Origin of the sequence: Vibrio sp. 10N.222.52.C3 (genome assembly GCF_041474195.1) — a bacterium.
Taxonomy (GTDB): domain Bacteria; phylum Pseudomonadota; class Gammaproteobacteria; order Enterobacterales; family Vibrionaceae; genus Vibrio; species Vibrio crassostreae_C.
The window spans coordinates 1-16,366 of the sequence record NZ_JBFRTQ010000142.1 but is presented as its reverse complement, the minus strand read 5'-3'; the positions used below and the strand labels follow the sequence as shown (position 1 = coordinate 16,366).

The 16,366-nt window shown below is 45.0% G+C and carries 12 protein-coding genes; 4 read left to right on the top strand and 8 right to left on the bottom strand.

What is annotated here, in order from left to right; genetic code table 11:
• Nucleotides 1-12 precede the first annotated feature (12 nt).
• The 6 genes from AB4517_RS19395 to AB4517_RS19370 form a co-directional block, all read right to left on the bottom strand.
• Complete coding sequence (locus tag AB4517_RS19395) at nt 13-1,026, bottom strand: DUF2955 domain-containing protein (RefSeq protein ID WP_017059742.1); 1,014 nt, start codon at nt 1,024-1,026, stop codon at nt 13-15.
• Complete coding sequence (locus tag AB4517_RS19390) at nt 1,016-2,080, bottom strand: HlyD family secretion protein (RefSeq protein ID WP_017059741.1); 1,065 nt, start codon at nt 2,078-2,080, stop codon at nt 1,016-1,018. Before AB4517_RS19390 ends, AB4517_RS19395 begins: the two co-directional genes overlap by 11 nt.
• 237 nt (nt 2,081-2,317) lie before the next feature.
• Nucleotides 2,318-4,198 (bottom strand): ATP-dependent zinc protease, encoded by a 1,881-nt coding sequence (locus tag AB4517_RS19385; protein ID WP_372137610.1) that lies wholly within the window; start codon nt 4,196-4,198, stop codon nt 2,318-2,320.
• A 305-nt stretch (nt 4,199-4,503) separates the two neighbouring features.
• Entirely contained in the window at nt 4,504-5,313 is an 810-nt protein-coding gene (locus tag AB4517_RS19380) for a M15 family metallopeptidase (protein WP_372149246.1), read from the bottom strand.
• A gap of 81 nt (nt 5,314-5,394) precedes the next feature.
• Nucleotides 5,395-6,123 carry a DUF429 domain-containing protein gene (locus AB4517_RS19375; RefSeq protein ID WP_017065619.1) on the bottom strand — a complete coding sequence of 243 codons (729 nt, stop codon included), beginning with the start codon at nt 6,121-6,123 and terminating at the stop codon, nt 5,395-5,397.
• A gap of 58 nt (nt 6,124-6,181) precedes the next feature.
• On the bottom strand, nt 6,182-7,894 hold the full coding sequence (locus AB4517_RS19370; RefSeq protein WP_372128776.1) for a class I SAM-dependent methyltransferase: 1,713 nt from the start codon (nt 7,892-7,894) through the stop codon (nt 6,182-6,184).
• Nucleotides 7,895-8,153: 259 nt separating this feature from the next.
• Here AB4517_RS19370 and AB4517_RS19365 point away from each other — a divergent pair, with 259 nt between their 5' ends.
• The 4 genes from AB4517_RS19365 (at nt 8,154) to AB4517_RS19350 (ending at nt 13,578) form a co-directional block, all read left to right on the top strand.
• Nucleotides 8,154-9,092 carry a hypothetical protein gene (locus AB4517_RS19365; protein WP_102333730.1) on the top strand — a complete coding sequence of 313 codons (939 nt, stop codon included), beginning with the start codon at nt 8,154-8,156 and terminating at the stop codon, nt 9,090-9,092.
• 197 nt (nt 9,093-9,289) lie between these two features.
• Nucleotides 9,290-10,057, top strand: a complete 768-nt coding sequence (locus AB4517_RS19360) for a 1-acylglycerol-3-phosphate O-acyltransferase (RefSeq protein ID WP_102333729.1) — start codon at nt 9,290-9,292, stop codon at nt 10,055-10,057.
• 147 nt (nt 10,058-10,204) lie between these two features.
• A complete protein-coding gene (locus tag AB4517_RS19355) occupies nt 10,205-11,575 on the top strand; it encodes an MBL fold metallo-hydrolase (protein ID WP_372149243.1) in 1,371 nt (456 codons plus the stop codon).
• Nucleotides 11,576-12,030: 455 nt separating this feature from the next.
• A complete protein-coding gene (locus AB4517_RS19350; RefSeq protein WP_017069529.1) occupies nt 12,031-13,578 on the top strand; it encodes a sodium:alanine symporter family protein in 1,548 nt (515 codons plus the stop codon).
• A gap of 145 nt (nt 13,579-13,723) precedes the next feature.
• Here AB4517_RS19350 and AB4517_RS19345 read toward each other — a convergent pair whose 3' ends face one another.
• Entirely contained in the window at nt 13,724-14,317 is a 594-nt protein-coding gene (locus AB4517_RS19345) for an acetate uptake transporter (RefSeq protein ID WP_010440610.1), read from the bottom strand.
• A gap of 463 nt (nt 14,318-14,780) precedes the next feature.
• Nucleotides 14,781-16,331 (bottom strand): Na+/H+ antiporter NhaC family protein, encoded by a 1,551-nt coding sequence (locus AB4517_RS19340; RefSeq protein ID WP_102333726.1) that lies wholly within the window; start codon nt 16,329-16,331, stop codon nt 14,781-14,783.
• Nucleotides 16,332-16,366: the final 35 nt, after the last annotated feature.

Sequence of the window (16,366 nt, the reverse complement as noted above, 5' to 3'; positions counted from 1 at the left end):
TATAAATATTAATCACTTACTGTGATCGGTATGACTATGATTAGTATTACTGCTGAGAAAGCCCAGTACCACTGCGCCAACCATGACTGCACAAACAATGGCAAATAGACGTGTCATTTGTGCCGAGAGGGACGCAGATCCTGGGTGGCTGATGATCTGATAAGCCAAGGTCGTAAAATTAGTAAACAAGAGCTGATAAATCGTCAGATTCGCCTGCCGCCTGATAGCAAAACACGCAAGTTGCAAACCACACACCAAACTCACGCCATAAATAACCAAGATTGGAGCGCCTGACACCATCATGATCATCACAGGTAACGTAAACAGAATGCCAACGCCAGTGGTGACAAGCTTGTTTCGGCTGAATGTACGGTGGTCGTGATTCGATGGGCTTTTCAACATACTGCCAAGCGTAATCGCAATCAACATCGTTTGTGACACCGAATTTCCTACCAAAATCGCCAGCACAACCACAACCGCGGTCGCTTTAAATGCAACCATGATATAGTCACCAGTAGTGGGCGCATCGGAAACGGCCGCAGTCGGAAGGACATTCACTTCATCCCCCGGGAACAACCAGAACCCCAAGTAAGTGACGATCAAAGCTATCACCAGCTTTTCAAAGAACAATAGGGGCAATCCCGCCATTGGGAGATGCATCTGCTTGTTGACCACCACCATCACGATGACCACGATAATGGTCAGTGTCGCGATGATATCTTTTGTATTCTGATGGCTACGCTGATAACTCCAGAACAGCAATAGCCAGCAATAGAGGACAAAACCGGTTGGCGAGTCGACCAATACACTACCAAAAAACACCACACCAAAGCTGATTAAGATTAATGCAACAATCACCTTTAATATTAAATTAATCGGTGGTTTGGATGGCATCAATGTCATGAACATCACAACAAATATGGGCGACAAAACAGCGAGCATCTGCCCACTTTGTTGATGGTAGAACAATAGCGAAAGCGGCAGTAACACCAATCGAATAATGGAGTTAGCTGAGCTATGAAACATAAGTCCACACGCTTAGAATTCTCATCCAAAGCTGAGCAAGCCACTCACCTGGGGTACTTTGCTCTGTCATGACAGCCACTGTGGCTTGTGAACCAAAACGAATGTTGCTTGGAACCTCACCATGATCAAACACAATATTGACTGGGTAGCGCTGCGCGGCAATAGAATTGGTGTCTGAATTTAAAAAGCCAGTCTCTTGGTCAGTGCTATTGCTGCCACCCGTTCCCCAACCAATGCTATCAACCGTGCCGTATAGCACTCGCCCCGGTAACGCATCCAATACGATCTCAACTCTTTGCCCGACTTGTATATGCTCTAGCGAGTTTTCTCTGTATAACGCAGATATCCACACCTCTCGCGGATCAACAAAGGTCAAAACAGGTGAGCCTGCGGTTGCTCGCTGGCCTACCGTCAGTTGTAGGTTACTCACCACGCCATGAGAAGGAGCCATCACTTGGGTTTTCTGTAAGTTGAGCTGAGCCTGCTCAAGGGCTGCAATCGCCGCCAACACTTGTGGATTATCACTCCCTTCTGGCCCTAACGCTTGTTTTGCCTGAACCAAAGAGGCTTCTGCGGCTTTCAATGAGGCTTCAGCACGATCACGATTCTCTATGGCGTTGTCTAATTCAGAGCGGCTAACCAGCCCTTTACTGGCGAGTTCACTCACTCGACTCGCTTGCTCTCGAGAATTATCCCGAGCCGCAACCGCCTCGGTCACTTTCGCTTGTGCAACGTTAACCGCCGCTGTGCTTGCGCCAATATTTTGGCCTACTTGAGCAAGATTCGCTTCAGCGGAACGCAAACTGATCTGATAGTTTCGAGCATCAATTTCAAACAACACTTGGTTCGTTTCAACGACCTGATTATTTTCAGTTTGCACAGACGTGATATTGCCAGAAACTTCAGGAGCAATACGCACAATATAAGAGTGAACACGGGCGATCCCCGTCATTGGTGTGACGCGGTCGGCCCACAAACTGTAAAGCCACACTACTAAAATAACCGAAATAATAATTAAACTAAGCTTACGCGAAGATTTTTCTGCTTTTGACATGCTCTCTCTCTCGATCCGACAGCACGATTTACTCGCCTGCCGAATACGATGTTTTAAAAATTAAAGTGAATTCCACTTCATTGTAGTCTAGTCGATCTGTCTCTTGAGTAAAAACAAACGATTACTTGAAATATTGTCACGGCAACAATTAACAATCAACAAAAAGCCACACATCCCATTAATGAAATGTGTGGCTGTTTAGATCTGTTCTGCTACGAACTTAGATAAGTTTAGGGGTTACTCCATATCACCTAACAAGTAATCTTCATCGCTGCTCACTACTGCGCCGTGCTTCAAGAAGTTCTTACCTAGGATCATGCTGTATTCGAAGCGAGAACGGTCTTGAAGGTTTACCCTCACCTCTTTCTCTAGGTCTCCGAGCTTAACCTTCATTTCTACCACAGGGCGAATGTTCACCTTCTCGCCTTTCTTGGCTTTGATACGCATTACATCAATCACTGGCTTGGTGAAATCTTGCTTATCGCCTTGGTTGTTTTGATAGGTAAAGCTCACCATGTCTTGGCCATCTTTCTTAAATCGTTTGATGTTGACTGCGTTCATTGAGCTTACATCCGCACCAGTGTCGAGCTTGGCCGGGAACTTCATGCCGTTCACTTCTACTACTTCAATATGCCCAACTTTAAACAGTGGTTCGGCTTTCAGAAGGTAATCAGAACGCGTATTAACGTAAACGCCCTCTTTTGCCATCTTCTTGCCTAAAATAAAGTACGCTTCTTTCTCATTTGTATTGAGCACGTCGATGGCGAACTCTTGCGTACGCACTTTTCCAGACACCGCAAACTCACCACTTACAACAGGGCGAGTATCATCCCCGACTTTAAGCTTCTTAATAATTGGCTTGGTCACCTTCTGCTTCTCACCATTTACATCCGTAAGATAAAATTCAACGGAAGCATCTTTGCCTTTACCTGTCATTTCAAAACTGTCGACCTTCAGCAAAGGTGTATTGACAGTGAAAGAAGCCACAGCCTTAAGCGGGAAGTCATCTAGGGTGATGTCCTCTTCCGGCGAGATAATCATAGGCTCACCAGACTCAGCCACATCACTAAAGTTCTCTGAACCTTCTAATAAAATATTCTCAGCACTGGTGTCAATCATGAAGAGTTCGCTGGCGGTGTTGGTTCCAAATCTCAACTGCGACTCACTACTCGAGCGCTCACGTAGGTACACCAGAACGTCTTTAGTCGTGTTTTCATCGAGTTGAACAGGCACATACACCAAAGGTCTCTTCTTACCGCTCACGCTTAACATACGAACCAACGGCAATGTCATCTCTTTTTGCTTGCCGTCGTTGTCGAACATATCAAACGTCACTTCACTGTTCTTCTTATCTATATCGATGTCTTTTGCATGAAGGATGCTGTAGCGATTTTTTAATGAGAAGGTCGCGTTCATCGCCATTCCAGAGATAGACACCACCTCTTTTCGGCCAACAACGGTCGCGTTCTCTTGCTCTTGTAAATAGTCATAACCTGCAAACACCAGCGCGTTATCCGCAAGGAAGGTTTTACCAATCAGCACTGGCGCAGAGAAGTGGCTTCTGTCGGTCAGGTTAACGTCGGTTTTTAGCTCTTGGTCTGCAATGGTGAGCGACATTTTTACGGTAGGGCGAAGCAAAGGCGTGCTGCTGGTGCGGCTGCGTATCATGCTGACACGCTCTAAAGGCGCTTCGATTAATACCATGTCTCCCGTCCGCGGGTTTTGAACCTTAAAAGACACCACAGCCTCATATTTCGCAAAGGTACTGCCATCCCAATCATCGTAATCAACATCGGAATTGTTCAACAGGTCTTCGGTTAACGCCGCCATCAACTCTTGGTCTTTGAGATTTTGGTAATCGGGATTAGAGCTCTTCACATGAATGTCTTCAGCATGCATAGAAGTGGTTTCCGCACCGGTATCAATTTTACCAATGAAAGGAACGTCTTTTAGCCCTTGAACGCTAGATAGGTACACGTTCTCAGTGCGACCTAATACCGACTTACCATCGAGTTCGTAAGTGGGATTTTGAGTGGTAGGTGAAGTGTCAGTAGCCAAAGTGTATTGTGAAAAAAGTAGAGTGCTTAAAAGAGTTAGAGCCAAAGGTATCTTTTTCATTAGTTGGTCCGTTGTGATCAGTTCACTAATAATACTGGCGTTTGCGCGAAGAGTTCCCCCACCAGCAATGGTTCTCACATAACGTTAACGCTATGAGTTTTTAAATGACAAACCGATGACTTTGCGCTGCATTCGCTTATCGATTATTGACTAATGGATACCCAATAACCTTTTCAATGCTCGGTGTTCTATTGAAGAAATGAATACAAAAAAGGCCAACGACGAGCGCTGACCTTAGCTATTCAAAACACACCTGAAGCGAGTTTAACTTGCTAAAACACAAACGGTTCTAGATAAACATAGCACTAAAAAGTCCCGACTGTTTTCTTTGCACAGATAGCTCGAGCTTTTTCTGCGTCCTCACCTTTATTTTTGAGATAGCACTGTCGATAAGATTTGACGTAGCGCTCAAATAACACCTCGGCTTCAGGTTGTGGTTTAGAGAGCAGTTGGTTAACGAACTTTCTTGATCCAACCTCAAAATGCTGAGTATCGATTGGGCTATTCCAATCCCCTCCCCAGATCATAAATCCGTGATGGGCAAACAGCTCCACCACATCTTCAGCCATGCCGCGGCGTTCAATTTCATCACGAGCACGAAAACGAGTACGGTTCACATAACGAGTCGCAGATTGTGAAGGCTTTACCGTGATTGTTCCGTTGCTATCGAACTCTAAGAAAGGGTTTTGAACTGGGTTGATGTCGATTGCCACACCATAGGCATGTTTCGACCAACCTCCTCCGCCTGTAATAGGACGAGCGTTAAAGGCGCTGCTGTTGTTCGCATCCATTGAGGCGCTATCATCACCTCTGAATTCACGCATTAGGCGAGCGGAATGAAGAGGAAAATTGCGCTGTTTGAGCTCTGAAAAGATTTGTTCAACAGCAGGCGCAATAACATCAAGCACGATCATATTGCCCTGTTGCGTTTCCCCTTTGAAACTAATGAAATCGAAATCCACTTTGGATAGTCGCTCACAACCAACGGGCGCACCACTACTCAAGACATTGTTCTTTTTCATCATGTCGCATTGCCATTGAGATATAGGGGCAACTTGGGCATAACTCGCAGCACTGAGCACAGTGGCCAGCAAGCCGACAATAAAACGTTTCATATCAAAGACTCAAAAATAGTAAGAGTGAAAAGTAGCAGAGTTGGAAAATAACATATTAAGCCAAGTTGAGCGCACGCTTTGTTAGCGTGTTTTGTTCCAGTAAACAATCTCTCTAACTCGTCCGTTCTGATCCTTGTCAGCTTCTCCACCAACATCAGAAAGTTCAGGTAAGGTCGATAATTGCGGAGCGTAATAGGCAACTAACATAAGTACGAACGCATCGTAAATATCGTCTATCGCGGCGTCTTTACGTTTGGTATTTGAAATGGCCAACGACAAGCGGTCACACCATTGAGGGGATAGCTGCTGAATAATAGAAAGCCGTTCCTCTTTGCCTTCTTGCGTTCGTTTTGAAAACGTCAGCGGTTCGTCTTTCAATGCTGCAAACACCACTTCAGGATGTGATTCCCTGATAGAAAGATTGGGATGAGTTTCAATGAGCTCATCAAGCTCGCGAATCTTGGGCACAATTCCCCAAGTCTGTTTAGAAAACTTCTTATCAAGCTGCTCCACATTGGCATTACACGCCGCAATGTAATCGGTTTGGTAAACCGCCTCACGACACGGAACCGGAAACACCGAAGAACCACGTTTGCTGGTTAGAAAACGCCTTGCTGCTTTGTCACACAAGCGATCTGGAGTTTGTGCATCACTAAAACCAATAGGCATATCGATAAGCGCCGTTGAACCGATAAGATCACTCGCTAGCTCATCGAGGGTGTTTACCACTTTAAACGCAGGTATCTCATTGTCAGAGACAATCCAAGCGATCCAACCCGACTTGCAGCCATCAATTCCGATGTATTTCATTATGTTCTCGATGATTAGTTTGTTGAGGGTTATTTGGGATAACTAGCCCACTTAATGATCAGTGCCACTCACTAATCAGCAGTCTGCTTTTTACACCACGTACCTGCAAGCCCATTGCATCGAACACCTCTTCAAAGTCTCGACACTGCGCAGGGATGTTAGGTAACGAAAGCGCGGCTTCTGAAAAGAATTGTTGTTCAAAATGAGCCGAATCGTTCCAAGCGAGTTGCCACCACTCTAGAATCCTCGACTTAGACGAGCGCAGCTTTTCAGCCGTAGGAACTTTATCACTTTTACTTAAGTTCTCTTTGCTTGTAGTAGGAAAGAGGTTCCACTTATCGTTGTTTGGCCAGTAAGCGAAAGGTAAACAGTGATCAACGTGATACTCATTTTTTAATGATTTTCCACTCCACACGCTGACAATGTCGGCACGATCAGATCTAAGTTGCTCGACACGTTTACGCACATCGCGAGTATCATGGTTTTGATCGATCCATACCAAGCAGTCGTGATAAGTCTGTAGTGAAATGCTTCGCTGTCGGTTCAACTCGAAACGCTGCATCTCCATGACCCATTGATTCACCACCAGCGGTTCAATCCACGAGTGGTAGATTCTAAAGCACTCCCACAGGCTTTCATCGAGAGTAAAATAACCAAAACTTTCTAAGAACTCACTATCAATGACCAGTGATTCTCGGCTCTTCCGTCGTTTGTGAGGTGGGTATATATCGAATAGTCGGTTGTCTTTCGAGCCTTGATAAATGAAAGTCACAGGTCCTGATTTAATGGTACTGATCGTTTGTGAAAATAGCTTTTGTAGAGCCTTGGCTTCATCGCCGAGAAACATAGCGCCTATCGCTAGATCATCAGCACTTAAGTGTTTGAGTTTATTCCAACCATCCTCTTTTACAAACCCAAGTCCCTTCGTTGTGTTGCTATTTTGCTGAATCCCAGCGCCTTCTATGTCGATATCAATCAGTCGCTTAAACTGCCTAACCCAATACAGAGCAACCAAGCCCACTGGTAGAGAAATTTTTCCATCAGTTCGATCAATCACAGCGCCTGAATGCGCATCAGCAATTCGCAGTAATGTTCTCAACAAAGCCAACTTGTATGTGGCCGACTTGTTGTCATTCACAATAATGTGGCGCACCTTGTTCAAATCACCGGAGCCATCGTCTGGCAATGTCATCACCACGGTTTGCCACCACACTTCACTGCGGTTCAATGTGTCTTGGCTATCATCGACATGACGAACCAACAAGGCGCTGTTTTTTGACAAACGCTCGAGCTCTTCAACCGAGACTTCATAGCCTTGTCGACTGTCTATAAATTCCCCATGACGCAGAGTGATCACCAGCTTGCCATTTGGAGCTAGCAAGTTAGACAACTTTCTAAATGCTCGTTCTCGATGAGACGGGGCTAAGTGCATCCAAACCGCACTCACCAATATCAGGTCAAAACGCATTCCGAGGTTTTCAGTGCGGCTAAGCGAAGGCAGTGAATCATCAATCCAGGTAACACTTGGGCCTGTATATTTCGAGCCTTGTTCGCGTAATGAAGCACTTGGTTCTATCGCAATAACATCAGCTCCGGCTTTGTGCATCCATAGCACATCACGACCGCTCCCAGCACCGACATCTAATACTTTATCGCCCTCTAAAGGCCAATAAGCTTGCCAGCTTTTATGCACCGTCTCGAACGTCACTGAGTTGTACTGCTGGCAAAGTGTGTGAGCATTTTTATCGTAAAAAGGAATCGATGAGGACATATGCGCTATTGGAGTAAGGAGTCTATCTCAATAGTAATGGGGAGCTTAGGCGATTGCTAGCAGCTCATGCAAGTTCAGCCACACCGAGCAATATTTATCGTTAGTGACTGTTTTATATCAATATCCACCTAATGAGTGCATCAGGCGAATCAGTCTCGTCAGCAAAACAAAAACAAACAAGGTGCAAGCTGACGTGCGTACAGAGATAATTGTTTGAAGATGATTAACTCGCCTCAAGCACCAAACCGATAGAAAACTAATGAACACATACTCGCACATAGATACCCCATTCAATCTGCGCCACACCTGTTGGTTTTGTGGTGAGCCTTCCAGTAACCTTGTTGAATTCCCTAAGACAGCGCAGGCTGTTGCCAAGATAGGCCATTCACCGATAGCACTGCCGGCTTGTAATGAGTGTGCGAGAATTAACTATTCAAAGAATCTGACCTCAATTTGGTCTGTGCGCGATCAGATAAAACACACTCTGATAGACAAGTACGCTAAGCACCTTGGCATCGGTGAGAACTGGACGGAGCAAGAGCTTATTGATTCTGATTTCTCGGGTTCGACGCTCGGTGGGTTTGGGCGCAGCGCTTGGAAGATGTATCAAATCGCCAAACAACGCGTCGATTATAAAGGCTGGCCTTTGTCGGTTGATGACATCCCACTTGAGGTATACGACGAAACCAGTGGCTTTGAGTTTGACGGTACTCGTTATGCCTCAATCAATTCATGTATCGACTATTTCACCAAGGCAGCAGGCGTAGACAAGGAGCTGTTGTCGCAGCTTGTCGACATCGTTTCATCAGAAAGGTTTAGCTACGCACTGCGAATCGCCAAGCTGAACAAGAATGTCTCTAATACCAAGCGCTCGGAGATCGTCGAAGAGGTGCTGCAACAGGAGTCTGAACAAGAAGAGATACTGCTTGAGCAAGCTAATTCAATGTTTAACCCAAACGTCGAAGAGGTGAATATTTCAGGCTCAATAGCGCCTGTGTTTGCTATTCAGTGGGCCCTGGCTAACAAGGTTAAAGATTTAGCCCACCTTTGTGCTCTCGAAGATGAGTATTTTGACTATTTCGAGCACCTCGGCGGCCCTGCAGCTTTCATGTCTTATAACGGCCTACAACTCTACTTAGAATCGCGTCAAGATCCGGAATGGGTAGAAAAATCGGATCCAAATAAACAGTATTGGTGATCATGAGCCATTACTGGTGAACACGTGTAAGCTCGATAACTGTGTCAAACATCCATTGTTAGTCCTTGTTTTATATAAAGATCTAAAAATAGCCCCCTATCACAGTTAATTGTTGCAATTCGGTTAAATAGAGTGAAGACTTCAAGCATCTAAAACTATTTAATCACTGCCATCTTGCGGTGAGTAAGGAGTGAATTGTGCTTGCTGTTCTTCGTATTATTTTGGCTACGGTGTTTATTATTTTCACCACTCTATGTGCTTTTGTTTACTGCTTGTTTAGCCCCAAGAACCCCAAGCATGTGTACGTTTTCTGTCGTTGGTTCAACCAACTCCAAAAGATCATCGGTGTAAAACTGGTGCAGCGCGGCCTAGACAATGCCCCAACACCAGAAAACAGCGTCTACATCTCTAACCACCAAAGCATATTGGACTTTGTGACCGATCCAGGAATGCTAAGACCACGCACTGTTTCATTGGGCAAGCGCGATTTGTTGTATGTGCCTTTCTTTGGTCTGCTGTATTGGATCACCGGTAACATCATGATTAACCGCGAAGACAAGTCCAAAGCACGCGATACCATCAAGCAAGTGGCGGAAGCGATTCATCAGAGAGATCTGTCTGTTTGGGTTTACCCGGAAGGAACCCGTAGTAAAGGGCGTGGACTATTGCCATTCAAAACGGGCGCTTTCCGAATGGCAATCGAAGCTGGTGTGCCTATCACCCCGATGTGTACCAGCACCACGCACAATAAGATCGACTTGAATCGAGCCAATAATGGCATTGTGATCACCGAGATGCTGGAACCTATCGATGTATCCGGATACAAGCTTAGCGACGCAAGAGAGCTGGCCAATCGCTGTCACGCACTCATGGCAGAGAAAATAGCAGAGCTTGATGCCGAAGTGGCTCGTTTAGAGGCGCAGCAAAAAACAGAGTTGGATTCAGATCGTTCTTCTACGAACTAACTCGCAACGAAACCACTGAGTCATCGCTCAGTTACTTAAAAAGACACTCAACGATCGCAACTCTCATTGTTCTTGTTTTACTTGCTGGCGCTTATCCGCAAAATAAAAACAGGCGTTAACGGCTTTATAGAGCAATGGGAGCAAACGATGGAAGTGATTCACCATGGTGGCAAACATACTGTCACAGGATCTTGTCACGAGCTAAGAGATTCAGGCCAAGCGGTGCTCATCGATTGTGGCCTTTTTCAAGGTTTAGATCTTCAAGGTAAAAAGCTTCAAGGTGCGGACACTCGCCCTCTTGATATTGAATTTGAAACATCCCACCTCAACGCTCTGCTGCTGACCCATACTCACATTGATCATATTGGCCGATTACCTTGGTTACTCGCCAGTGGGTTTAACCAACCGATTTATTGCACGCAAGCCACCGCTGAACTTGCCCCTTTAATGATTGAGGATGGTTTAAAACTGCAAGGGCTCAGTAATAAACAATCGAAGCTGATACTCAAAAAGATTCATTCGTTAATTGCTCCCAAGCCTTACGGGGAATGGTTTCCAATCACGTCTAAACAGCAAAACAACGGAAAGGATCATGATAGGCCAAATACTCTGTATGCTCGCTTTCAACCTGCGGGGCACATCTTAGGTTCTGCCTATATCGAGATTAAGTTACCCAACCAAGAGGTGGTAGTCTTCTCTGGCGATTTAGGCCCAAGTAACACACCACTACTGCCCGATCCTAAGCCACCACGACAAGCCGACTATCTGTTTATCGAATCCACTTATGGCACCAGTACACATGATGATATTGCTACGCGAGCTGAGCGTCTCAAAGCAATCATTGATCGTTCACTGCTCGACGGTGGCGTTATTCTAATTCCGGCATTTAGTATCGGCAGAACGCAGGAATTGCTTTTTGATATCGAACACCTGATCTTTGAGCATCAACTCAGTAGCGATATTCCTATTATTCTCGATTCTCCGATGGCTCAGAAAGTGACACGTTCATACCGACGCTTTAAAGAGTTGTGGGGACAAGAAGCAAAGCAGCGTCTTGAACTGGAACGCCACCCACTCGCTTTTGAGCAGTGCATTACCGTCGATGGACATAGAATGCACAAGAAAATCGTGAATCGCCTCAAGTCGACAGGTGAACCCGCGATTGTGGTCGCAGCTTCTGGGATGTGTCAGGGTGGTAGGATAATGAACTACTTATCTGCCTTGCTTCCCGATAAACGAACCGATGTAATTTTAGCGAGCTATCAAGCGCACGGGACGCTCGGACGAGAGCTGCAACAAGGCGAAATGCAGGTTTCTATTGATAACAAAGACGTTGAGGTTAATGCTCAAATTCATGGCATGTCTGGCTATTCTGCCCATGCTGATAAAGAGGATCTTTACCAATTTATAGACGGCATCGCGACTCCACCGAAAGAGGTGCATTTGATTCACGGCGAGCCAAATACTCAGTCTGAGTTCGCTAAAGAATTACAGGCGCGAGGGTTCGTAGTTGTTTGAAACAGGCATCAAATTAACAACTTTTACTAGGTAGATATTAAGGCCTCAATTATCAAACCTTCAAAAGCCATAGTCTCATAGACCTGCTAGCTCACCTGATGCAGGTGATATATTCCAACCTACTTATCCCACCATCCATATGTCAGCCGTTTATGCTAATCGGCTTTAACCGCTGTTTTGCGCAATTTCGTTTCTTATGCGCACCTCAAGATCCCCTTTCTGTATTAATCACTATTTATTCACTTTTCAAAACACAACAAATCACAACTAGTTGCATATCAGATTAAATGGAACGATTCTAGAATTAGCACTAAGCATTAACAAACACCCTCTATAACTTGCTTTATGTCACAGTAATCCTAATGCGCAGTTAAATAATTTAACACTCGGGTTACAAGTGAAGTATTGTGTTGTTCGAAAAACAATCATAAGCAAAACTAACAGGGAAAATACTCATGCAGTCATTCGTTGATTTTTTGAATGGAATAATCTGGAGCCCAGTACTTATCTACCTATGTTTAGGTGCAGGTTTGTTCTACTCCATCATGACTCGATTTGTTCAAATCCGTCACTTCTTTGAAATGTGGCGCTTGCTACTATCGGGTAAAAGCTCATCAAAAGGCATCTCGTCTTTCCAAGCTCTAGCCGTTTCGCTATCTGGCCGTGTAGGTACAGGTAACATTGCTGGTGTTGCTGCCGCTATCGGTTTCGGTGGCCCAGGTGCCGTATTCTGGATGTGGGTTGTAGCCTTCTTTGGCGCCGCAACTGCTTACGCAGAATCTACGCTAGCGCAAATCTACAAAGAAGAAGACGAAGGCCAGTTCCGTGGTGGTCCGGCTTACTACATTGAAAAAGCAATGGGTCAGAAGTGGTACGCATGGATCTTCGCTATCGCGACTATTTTTGCATGTGGTATTTTGCTTCCAGGTGTTCAGTCAAACAGTATTGGTAATGCTGTAGAAGCTGCATTTGGATCAGGTGATATGATTGAAACAGCTGTCGGTACATTCAGTTTCGCTAAAATTTTCACCGGTACTGTTGTTGCTATCATCCTTGCTTTCATCATCTTTGGTGGTGTTAAACGTATTGCGAACTTCACACAAATCGTTGTTCCTTTCATGGCATTGGCTTACATCATCATCGCGTTCGTTATCATTCTGCTAAACATCAGCCAAGTGCCAACGGTTTTCGCAATGATTGTTGGTGATGCATTCACACCTATGGCAGGCTTCGGTGCTGCAATTGGTTGGGGTGTTAAGCGTGGTGTTTACTCAAACGAAGCAGGTCAAGGTACTGGTCCTCACGCGGCAGCTGCTGCAAGTGTTGATCACCCAGCTCAGCAAGGTTTAGTACAAGCATTCTCTATCTACATCGATACTCTTCTAGTATGTTCTGCTACAGCGTTCATGATCATCATCACTGGTGCTTACAACGTTCACGGCGGCGCTGAGGGTGTGTTCCTTGTTCAGAACCTAGCAGCAAACATCGGTGCGAATGGTCCTGTATTTACACAGCTTGCTATTGAAAGTGCACTACCAGGCATTGGTAAGCCATTCATCGCATTTGCTCTGTTCTTCTTCGCATTTACAACGATTCTTGCTTACTACTACATCGCAGAAACGAATATTGCTTACCTACGTCGTACCATCAAGATCCCTGGAATGATGTTCGTACTTAAGCTTGTTCTTATCACTGCAGTTTTCTATGGCACAGTTAAAACAGCGAACCTTGCATGGGCAATGGGTGATGTTGGTGTTGGCTTGATGGCATGGTTAAACATCGTTGGTATTCTGATCATCTTCTTCATGTCTAAGCCTGCGCTTAAAGCTCTAGCTGACTACGAAGAACAGCAGAAACAAGGCGTAACTGAGTACACATTCAACCCTGTAAAACTAGGCATTAAAGGTGCAACTTACTGGGAAGAGAAGTACAAGCGTAAAACAGGCAAGTCTCCAGAAGCAGAAGCTGCAGACACTAAACCTGTAGAGCAACCTTCAGCTTAAGCTTTCCTTAGCAAATAGATCGCTTTAACAAATAGTGCTATTAATAACGCATAAAAAAGGGGTTAGCTATTTCGGCTAACCCCTTTTGTTTTATTCATAACCAATAAATGGCTTATAACAAACTAACTGTTCCCGAGTTAGAGTATTAAGCAGCGATTTCTTGTGTTGCCATTTGAGGTGCTTTCTTCTCACCGATAGGCAGTACTGTGCGGCCGTATTCGTTGTTGATTACTTGTGCCATTGCAAAGTAAATAGCTGAAGCGCCACAGAAGATACCTTCAAAACCAGCGATAGTGCCGATTAGTTCGCTGCCAGTGAAATCACGAGCTGCAAGTAGGAAGAACAAGATAGTTAGTGAACCGAATACTACTTGCTTCGCCACTGGGTAGCATAGAGAACCGATGAACATGAAGCCTGTGAAGATGCCCCATAGTAGTAGGTACCAACCCATGAATGCTGCAGGGCTTGCAGGTAGACCCATATAAGGCATCACGATTAAACCAACCAAAGACAACCAGAATAGGCCGTAAGAAGTAAACGCAGTTGTACCGAACGTGTCACCACGTTTGAAACACATCGTGCCCACGATAACTTGGCTCAAACCACCGTAAAAAATACCCATAGCAAGAATCATTGAATCGATTGGAAAGAAACCTGCGTTGTGGATATTAAGAAGAATAGTGGTCATACCGAAACCCATTAAGCCTAGTGGCGCTGGGTTAGCTAGTTTGGTCGACATTGCGAATTTACCTTATTAAAGTGGTTGATTAAAAAAAAACGATAAAAGTTATCAGAAAATTTTAATCTATAAACCGTACAACTAGGTAATCCAGTTATCGAAAACTAAGATTGTGTAAATGATCCTATGGAAAATTAGTTTCATAACGACACAAATCAATTCACAGAAACTATAAGTAAACAAATTCCCTATCACGCTATAAAAAAGATGCGAGTAACGAGATGCGAGATGCGAGATGCGAAAAGAGTCTTTAGATTCGAGTAAGCGGGATGGGATACGAAGAGCGTGTTGAGATTGAAGTTAGTGATATGCATATGAAAAAGATGCGGGTAACGGGATGCGAAGAGCGCGTTCCGATTGAACAAGCGAGAAACTAAATTGCAAACACGAGTAATAATAGGGCGAGCTTTTCGTTACTCGTTTACTCGCATCCCGTATCTAGTCTCTCATTTGTAATCTTAAATTACGCTTGTTGTGGTTTAGATTCAGGCACTTGAGATTGAACTTCTGAAGAAGCGTTTTTACTCGCATCGCGCTTGGCTAACAACGTCACGACAATCAACTGAGCAACAAGAGCACCTAATACAACCAATGCACTTCCCGTAAAGCCTGCGACTACAAAACTAATCAGAGCAATAGAGCCGTTCATCAATGCGTAAGGTAGCTGCGTCTTAAAGTGTTCAAACTGATCACACCCAGCCCCGGTTGAAGAAAGAATCGTGGTTTCAGAGATCGGTGAGCAGTGATCACCAAACAAGCCACCCGATAACACGGCACCAATCGCGACGAGAAGCGGAGCATCTATCGCAATCGCAGTTGGAATAACCAATGGCATCATTATCGCGAAGGTTCCCCACGATGAGCCCGTTGCGAATGAGATAATAGCCGACAGTAAAAAGGCTACAGCAGGAACTAACCAGTAAGGGAAACCGCTCTGTGCTTGCTCAGCAATATAAGCTGCCGCACCCAACTCTTTACCAACGGTGCTTAATGCCCAAGCCAATACCAAGATGATCGCGACTGGCATCATGTTTCCCATGCCTTTTAAGTACACAGAAACACCATCAGACAACTTTCTTACACCGTAGTAAGCCATTAACGAAATTAATGTAATCGCCGCAAAGAAATAAGCCGATGATAACGCCGCTCTAAATGATGAACCTGCGACCTTTTGGAATGGGAAACCTTGTGGTACCAGCATGGCACACAACACCACCAGCATCACTAACAATGGTGCCCAGACAAAAGATGCCTTTGCATTTTTATGCGAGAACGGATTTAGTGATTCGTTATTCACGCCAGAGTTAATTCCCGCCTGGCAATCACGCTCAGCTTTTGCCATTGGCCCAAAATCTAAACCTTTAACGGACACGAGCGGAACGATGAAAATCGCGAGGAATGCGTAGAACTGAAAAGGAATCGCACCGATGAACGCATCCCAATCAGACATATTGACATTCAACGCCGTAAACTCTTTTTGAATCAGGCTCATGATATACACGCCCCACCCGATAAAAGGGATAAGGATCGCGACGGGTGATGATGTAGAGTCGATGATGAATGCCAACTTCTGTCTAGAAAGTTTCAGTTTATCGAAAAGGGGACGAAAAACAGGGCCAACAATTAAAGGGGTGCCTAAGTCTGAGAAAAATATAACGATTCCACCCAACCATGCTGACAATTGAGCTTGGCATTTATTGCTTACCCACTGAGTCACTCGCTTTGCAAACGCGACGCCACCACCGGACTTTTCCATCAATGCGACAAAGCCACCGATGAATACCAACAGCATGATCACACCAGCGTTATAGCTGTCGGTAAGTTGAGGGACTAGGTAACCTTTCACCATGGTACCAAACGTATCAAGCGGGTTAAGTTCGCTAAACATGCCAGTCAGCATTGCAACACCACTCAGCACACCAGCAAAAAGGCCTATCACCACATTCCTTGTCGCCAATGACAACACCAAAGTAATCACAATGGGGATGAGTGACGTGATATCTGTCTGTTCCATAGGTACACCTTAACCCTAAAATAAGAGAATAAATA